Origin of the sequence: Thermoflexus sp. (genome assembly GCF_025055495.1) — a bacterium.
In the GTDB taxonomy this organism is placed as follows: Bacteria; Chloroflexota; Anaerolineae; order Thermoflexales; family Thermoflexaceae; genus Thermoflexus.
In genome coordinates this window covers 1-7,420 of record NZ_JANWXB010000191.1, presented here as the reverse complement: position 1 = coordinate 7,420, position 7,420 = coordinate 1, and the positions used below count along the sequence as shown (strand labels likewise).

The 7,420-nt window shown below is 63.4% G+C and carries 6 protein-coding genes; 2 read left to right on the top strand and 4 right to left on the bottom strand.

The window, feature by feature from the left end; translation table 11 throughout:
- Positions 1–812 (top strand): N-acetylmuramoyl-L-alanine amidase (locus NZM16_RS06595; RefSeq protein ID WP_295479435.1); only part of this gene is annotated, 812 nt, incomplete at its 5' end.
- 389 nt (positions 813–1,201) lie between these two features.
- Positions 1,202–2,137, top strand: coding sequence for a DMT family transporter (locus NZM16_RS06590; protein WP_295479432.1), 936 nt, complete (start codon positions 1,202–1,204; stop codon positions 2,135–2,137).
- 14 nt (positions 2,138–2,151) lie between these two features.
- On the opposite strand, the gene NZM16_RS06585 is transcribed toward NZM16_RS06590, so the two are convergent.
- The 4 genes from NZM16_RS06585 to NZM16_RS06570 all read right to left on the bottom strand — a co-directional run bounded on the left by NZM16_RS06585 (position 2,152) and on the right by NZM16_RS06570 (position 7,304).
- Positions 2,152–5,439 (bottom strand): BTAD domain-containing putative transcriptional regulator, encoded by a 3,288-nt coding sequence (locus tag NZM16_RS06585; RefSeq protein ID WP_295479429.1) that lies wholly within the window; start codon positions 5,437–5,439, stop codon positions 2,152–2,154.
- Between the two features lie 150 nt (positions 5,440–5,589).
- On the bottom strand, positions 5,590–6,180 hold the full coding sequence (locus tag NZM16_RS06580) for a protoglobin domain-containing protein (protein ID WP_295448828.1): 591 nt from the start codon (positions 6,178–6,180) through the stop codon (positions 5,590–5,592).
- A 207-nt stretch (positions 6,181–6,387) separates the two neighbouring features.
- Entirely contained in the window at positions 6,388–6,678 is a 291-nt protein-coding gene (locus NZM16_RS06575; protein ID WP_295448825.1) for a glutaredoxin family protein, read from the bottom strand.
- Positions 6,675–7,304 carry a MarR family winged helix-turn-helix transcriptional regulator gene (locus NZM16_RS06570; protein WP_295448821.1) on the bottom strand — a complete coding sequence of 210 codons (630 nt, stop codon included), beginning with the start codon at positions 7,302–7,304 and terminating at the stop codon, positions 6,675–6,677. Before NZM16_RS06570 ends, NZM16_RS06575 begins: the two co-directional genes overlap by 4 nt.
- Between the last annotated feature and the right edge of the window lie 116 nt (positions 7,305–7,420).

Below are 7,420 nucleotides of genomic sequence, written 5' to 3'. Positions count from 1 at the left end.
TCGGGCTGGCGGGATGGAGCGCGGATCAGGAGCCTCCCCCGGCGCAAATGGATCGAGCGGCCCGCCTTTGCGCATGGTTGATGACTCGTCTTCAGTTGGGACCCTCCCAGATCCAAACCGTGCGAGAGCTTTTTCCAGAGGGATCCCGAACGGAGGAACGATCCGGAGACTGGCTTGCCCCCAAGCCATCCTATCCCTCGATCCTCAGCGCAAAGATCCGGGAGCTGGCCCGTCGGATCCTGGAGGAAGCGAAGATGCCGGTGCCCGGAGTGCCGGAGCCGGCGTGGCAGGATCTGGCGGGAAACCTCCCGGCTGATCCGGGAAAGTCTTTCCCTCTTCGTCCCCTGGGGCTTATCCGGGCCGTGGTTCTGCATCAGACCGGAACGGATGCGGGGGTTACGCCCGCGCAAATTGCGGCTTTTCAGGTGGAGCGGCTGGGGTTGCCCGGGGCGAGTTACCATTTCCTGGTAGGAGCGGATGGCCTCCTGTATCGGATCCACCCGCTCGCGGTGGCGGTTTCTCATACGGCCACGGACAATGCGACCACCGTCAGCATTGGACTGATCGGGGATTTCCGCCAGCGGCCTCCCGGCGAGCGCCAGCTGACGGCAACGGCCTGGTTGATTGCCTATCTTCTGGAACATCTGGGGCTGGGGATCGAGGCGGTGAAGGGACATGAGGAGCTGGACCCCGTGCCGTGTCCGGGGGGATGGAGAACCGGAGCGGCGTGGCGGGGGATGCTAACGGCTCAAATCCAGGCGATCCTTCGGTTTCATCTTCATCGTTCGAGTGAAACGCGATCGGGACGATAAGGGTCGCTTTCGATGGCTTCTCCCCTCCGTCCCGGGGCCTTACGGGCTCTGGCAAGGAGGGCAAAAGGCTCAAGGAGCCGCGGAGAGAGGAGGGAGCAATTCGTCTTCCTCGTCTGCCCAGATGGCCTGAATGATTTAGGAGTTACGCCGTTCGCTTCCCCAATCGGATGGGCCACCGGGGGCGAGGGAGACGGTCCACGAAACCTGCGAAGAAGTTTTATTCCCCTCTTTCCCTCCGCTTTCGCTGGGAGGAAGAGAGGGGGATAAAGGCGGATGAGGAGGTCTCTCCAAACAGCCCCCGCCGTGGAGCTCTCCCTTAGGGGAGGTGGTTACATCTTCTCCTGCACACCGCGAAGCGGAGCGGGAAGGGCAGGGGGAAGGAACGAGGGATGCTACCCCAGGAACCGAGGCATGCGCTGGAATGGCAGGGGATCCTGGCGGCGCTGTTCTCAGCGATGATGCTGGGCGGGGCGCCGATCCTGGCCAAGCTGGCCTATCAGGCGGGCGCGGATCCCACCGCCGTGGTCATCCTGCGCACCGGACTGGCCGCCCTGGCCCTCTGGGCGCTGTATCTGATTCACCCCCACTGGCGCCGCTATCTCTACATCTACCCAGTGGGCTTGCTGGGATGTTTAGCGGTGGGTTTCACCAACGCGCTGGGATCGGTCTTCTACTATCTGGGCCTTTACCGTCTGGACGCTGCGGTGGCTCATCTGATCTATTCCATGTATCCCATTCTGGTTGCCCTGATGATCCATCTGAACGGCGAGCCGATCCCGGGCCTTACCCGTCTGCGGATGTTTCTGGCCAGCCTGGGCCTCGTTTTCCTGTTGGGCCGCTTTCAGGGGACGCCGGATCTCGTCGGAGTGTTGCTGATGTTGCTTTCCAGTGTCTTCTATGCGCTTCATGTGGTGCTGAGCCAGCGGGTCCTGTATGAGATGCCCGCTCAGACCATGACGCTTTACGCGCTGACGGCGATGGCGGCCTTCACCCCAGTAGCCGGGTGGGTCTTTGGAAACCCTCGTCCCCCTGTGCCCTCAAGCGCTCTGGGTCCGATCTTCGCAATGGCCGCTGTTCTGATGTTCTCGCGGTTGGGGATGTTCATGGGGGTGAAGCGTTTGGGAGGGACTCAGACCGCCTTGCTGACGGTGACGGAGATCCTGGTGACCGTGGCGCTGGCCGTGGGGTGGCTCGGCGAGCATCTGACACCGATCCAATGGGTCGGCGCATCGTTAATGGTCGCCAGCATAATGCTGGTCATCCGGGAATCGCCCCGTGCGCCCGTTCCCCGCTGGCGCATGCCGCTCCTTCCCCCTGCGGATTGATCGGGAACAGCGTCCTATCCGGTGAGGCCGCTCGGACGCTGGGGATCTGAGGGGAGATCCGTCAGCAGGGCAGCGAGGGATAATGTGGGCTCGACCCCCAGCTCCTTCCGCATGCGCTGTCGGAAGCGCTCGTAAAGGCGAACCGCCATGGCGCGCCGTCCCAACGCCCAGCACCCCTGAACCAGCAGCCCACAGGCAGCTTCGTGGTAGGGATCCCGATCCAGGATCTGTTGCGCGAGGGAGATCACCTCCTCCCAGGCGTTCCGCGCCGCGAGAGCCCTGGCGACCTGTTCGGCGGCGCTCAGATAGAGCGCTGACAGGTGCTCCCGTTCCGGAAGCGCCCAGTCCTCATACCGACATTCCTCCAGGAATTCCCCCTGCATCAACGTCAGGGCCTGCCGTCGCAAGCTCAGCGCTTCATCGGGAGCGAACGGCTCTCGCTCCTGCGCCCGGGCCAGTAGGGCGGTGAACAGATCGGCATCGATATGGAAGGTGGCATGGGGGTTCAGGCGTAGGAATTCTCCCTCTCGAATCACATAGAAGGGTGGCCGGCCCGGTTGCCGGGTGGGCTCCAGGGCCCGGTGCAGGGCGTGAAGGGTCACCCGCAGCTCCAGGGCGGCGCTCCGGGGATCTCGATCCTGCCAGAGGGCCTCCAGGATTTCTTCCCGATGCACAGGGCGTCGACGGTGGACAATAAGAAGCTGAAAGAGGCGCCGGGCGCGGGTGCGACCCCAGGCTTCGGTCGGGATTTCATAAAGCCCTCGCCAGACCCGGAAGGGACCCAGTGTCTGAATGTAGAGGGGAGGATCTGCACGCTCTTCGATCTGGGGAAGAGACCAGGGGCCGAAGGGCAGATGAAAGGTAGCGGCCTGAAGGGCACGAGGCAGAAGGGCCTGGAGGTAATCGGGAAGCAGACGGGCCCCCAGCGCGGTCTGGAGGAGCAGCAACCGGGCGCCCGGATCGCGGATGCCCAGCATGGGAATCCCTGTGAGCAGGAAACTGTAGCCCTCCGCCTGGAGGATCTCCAGGGCCTCCCGAAGCGATCGCAGGCTGGCTGAGCGATCCCCTCGACGCAAAAGGGCCCATGCATGCCAAAGGCGACCCAGCGTCGAGAAGTAGCGCTCCCGACACCGAGCACCGTTCTGGATAGCCGCTTCCAACCACTCGACGGCCCGGGGATCCCCCGTCCATACCCCGGCGATCCCCAGGGCAAGCTGGACGGCGGTGGCGAGATAAGCATCCCCCGCGTCCCGAAGGATCTCCAGCCCTCGCCCGGCATGGGCGATCGCCATGCCGGGGCGCCCTTTCAAGCCTTCCACCAGGGTAAGCCCCAGGTGCGCTTCTACCTCAAACCGGGAAACGTGGATCGTCTCCGCCATTCGAAGGGATTCCCGGTAAGCCTCCTCTGCCCGGCGGAGATCGTAATCTGGGCCGGAGAGCCAGCCGTGTCCCAGACGAGCTAGGGCGACGCATTCCACTATGGGGGAACGAAGATCCCGGCCCAGTTGCACCCCCTGTTCCGCATAGCGGCGCGCGGTCTCTCCCTCCCCGGTCATGGCACAGATCCAGGCAAGCAGCACTGTCGCTTCCCGGTGCGAACGAGGCATCCGCTGACGGCTCGCCCCCCAGGGGGAAGCGCGCAGGAGGGCTTCCGCCTGAAGGCGGGCCTGGGCCAGCCAGCCCTGGCGGATCCGCAGGCGTGGCTCCACATCCGGGGGAAGCGCGGTCGGATCGTGGCGCTGGATCCACCTGAGCAGGCGGTCCGCCCGGGAGAGTTGCCCGGCGTTCAACATGTTTTCCGCCACCAGGCTCAGTAGATGGATCCGATCCTCCAGGGCACCTCCTCGGATCCGATGGAGGGCCGTACGCAGCAACGGCGCAGCCTTCGCCGGCTGCACCGTGTCCAGGAACACCAGCGCCTGACCGATGAGCGCCCGGACTTCTTCCTCAAAATCGCTCTGTCGGGCGGCTTCCTGATGGGCCCGCTCATACCAAGCGAGCGCTTCCTTGAATTGACTGAGCAGTCGAGCGGCATCTCCCCGGTGGCGAAGTAACGATGGATACCGACCAGAGATCGTAATGGGGAGGCGGTCCATCCAATCCGCGAAAGTCTCATAGCGGCCCTGTCGGATCATGCGTTCCGCGGCGGCGGATAAGAGCTCCGCCGCTTCCTCAAATGCGCCCGCGGCCATCATATGGAGGATAGCGGCCTCGAGCTCCCCGCGCTGGCGATAGAGGGCCGCCGCCTGACGGTGCAGCGGCTCGACGCTCCCCAGACGGATCCGGGCCTGTTGCTGAAGAAACTCTTGAAACAGATGATGATACCGGTAACGTCCTTCCCCCCTGACGATCAGGAAGGGCACATACGCCTCGATCCGAGCCAGCAGGGCACGATCCTCGAGGTCCTCTACGACCGCCGCGCAGGCTTCCGCGTCCAGCTCCCTCAGGATGCTGGTCTGTAGCAGAAACCGCTGAACGACCGGGGGCAGGCGGTTCAGAACTTCTGCGGCGAAGTAGTCAAAGAGGTCCGACAGCGCGTCTGGGATCCGATCCAGGAGCGCCTCGAGGGTAGCCGGCCCGCCTTCCCGCAACCGGTGCAGGATCATTAGAAGAGCGATGATCCATCCATCGGTCTCCTCGGCCAGCCGACGAGCGATCTCCAAGGAAAGGGCGTAGCCATGGCGGGTGAAGAGGGCCTGGATCTCTTCCGGGGTGAAAGCCAGATCAGCCGTGAGGATTTCCCGCGCCTCGCCGTGGGCCCGCCAGCGGGGGAGGTTTCGAAAAGCGGGGGTCTGCCGGGTGAGGAGCAGCAGATGAAGGGCAGGAGGCATTTCTTCGATGAACCGTTCCGTGAGACGATGAATCTCCGGGCTCTCCACCAGGTGGTAATCATCCAGGATAAGCAGGGTGTCCGTGGAGAGCCGGTCAAAGAGATCGTTGGCCAACGCATCGATCACCGCCGGCCCATGCTGGGCCCCGCCATCTGGCATGTGCAGCAGCGTCAGGGCACGAGCGCCGGCGCCCGGGTCGAGGGTTCGAAGAGCGAAAATCAGATGGGCAAGGAAGAGCACCGGATCGCGTTCAGTTTCTGTCAGGCTGCACCATGCGGCCGGCCAGGACCCGTAATACACCATCTGAGCGACGGCGGTCGTCTTGCCGTAGCCCGGATCCGCCCGCACGATGGTCACCGGGACCTGGAGGGCCTCCCGCAACCGGGCGTCCACGCGGGGACGATGCATCCAGGTCAGCCGGGGATGGGGCGGGATCAAACGCCCACGCGCGATCCGTTCCTCAAGCCCCATGTTCGATGCCCCTCCCCTGAGGGAATCCAGAGGGCAATGAGACGGCTTGGAGCCACCCCATCGCCCTCTGGATGTAAGATTTCCCCTCCATGCAGCCTCCGAGGCTGCATGGAGGGGAAACAGGGAGGGGCTTTTATGCCTGATAGGGATTCACCAGTCTCCATCTTTAGTATAAGGATAGCACCAGAGGGCCACCTGCATGATCACCGATTTGGTCCAGGCTTGGTGCATCTTCTCCACCACCTCCGGCGGATGGCCTTTCTTGGCCAGGAAAGGCCGGATCGTCGAGGTGATCGGATAGATGAAAGCGATGACATACCGCATCGGGATGTGGGGGACGGATTGGATGCCGTCGGTCTGGTTCTTCTTGGTCCGGTGGTGGCGCAATCCGATCTCCTGGGCATAGTTCAGCCAGTCTTGATCATACGGTCGGTTGCAGGTGTCCAGGATCCACTGGCCGAACCGATGGCGGACCGCCTGGAGATAGTTCATGTCCGGCTTCCCATCGGGGCCGGAGAAATAGTAAACGAGGTGTGGGTTCGACCCGACCCAGCCATACCACAGGTCGAGGATGTCCTCCACCTGGTCGGCCAGGACCTCCCCTGCCATCCGCAGGTAGCGCTCATCCTCCTCGGTGAACATCGTCGCCTTCTTCAGGTTCTCGAAGTCTTCAGCGCTCACCGGCGAGCGCGCTGCCTCAGCAGTCCCATATGTATAACCGGGGATTGCGCGAACCGCCATGGCTCACCTCCTTAAGTTAGATATTTGAGGGGTTGGGGGAGCTAAGGGGGCCTTCGCCCCCCAGTTCCAAAGATCTTTCTCCGCTCTCCCCGCGGCCCAAAGGGCTACGGGGAGGGCGGAGAAAATAGGGTGGGGCCAACCCGTCTCGTATGCGGAGCTCTACACTGTGTAACTTCTGCCAAACGATGGGATGGGCATCGATCCGCATCAGGAGTCCGCATGGGCTGGGATTGGATACCCAGCCCTCCGCAACGCTTCGTCGAGTTGCTCCACCGTGGGTTCCACGATATAGAAGGCCTCCTTCCCAAACACGATGGTGGGCGTGCTGCGGAAGCCACGGTTCAACCGTTCCACATACTGGGCCGCTTCCTCGTCCTCCTCGATGTTGATCTCGATGAACGGAATCCCCAGCTCCCGCAGCCGGTTCCGGGCTAACTCGCTGTCCTCGCAGTCGGGGCGGGCATACATCCGGATCGGAAGGGGCTGTCCTCCGGTCATGCAGACACCTCTTCGCGGGGAGTGAAATCCGGGCATTCGGTGTAGGTATCGGCATCCGGTAGAGGAGCGTCCATAAATGCGCAGTGATGGGGAGCCGCAGGGTTTTCCGGATGGACGTTCGGCCGGAAGAAGGCGCAACCCCAGCACATCTCATACACCACCACATGGCCCGCTTCCGCCATCCGGCGGACGATGTGTTGCAGGATGCGGTGGAGATGCCGCTGATCGTCCGCTGGCAGCTCCGCGATGGCGGCCTCCAGATCGTCCAGCAGGTGTTCCAGATCCGCTACCCGCCGCCGCCCGGTCGCTGTCAGGTGGAGGCCGATGACCCGGTGATCCTCCGGCCATGGCTCGCGGGCAACCAGATTTTTCCGTTCCAGGGCGTCCACCACCTCACTGACGGTGGCCAGGGTGGCCTGCAGGCGCTGGGCCAGCCCGCCGATGGTGCGAACGCCAGGTCGGGCATAGGCCAGGAAGAGGAGGGCATGGACCTGAGCTGGGGAAAGGCCGAAGGCCTGCCCAGCCCGGCGCACCATGATCTGGATCGCCTGGGCGATCCGATAGAGGGCGATGGCGATCTGTCCGGACAAGCGCTCGGATCGAACCCGTGGATGGAAGGGGGGCATCCGGTTGCTCCATAAAAGTTCGGACTCCGAACTTCGGAGTCCGAATTAATTATAGGAGGGCGAATCGGATTTTGTCAAGAGGGTTTACCGTCCACACCCCCTCTCCAAATTGGTGG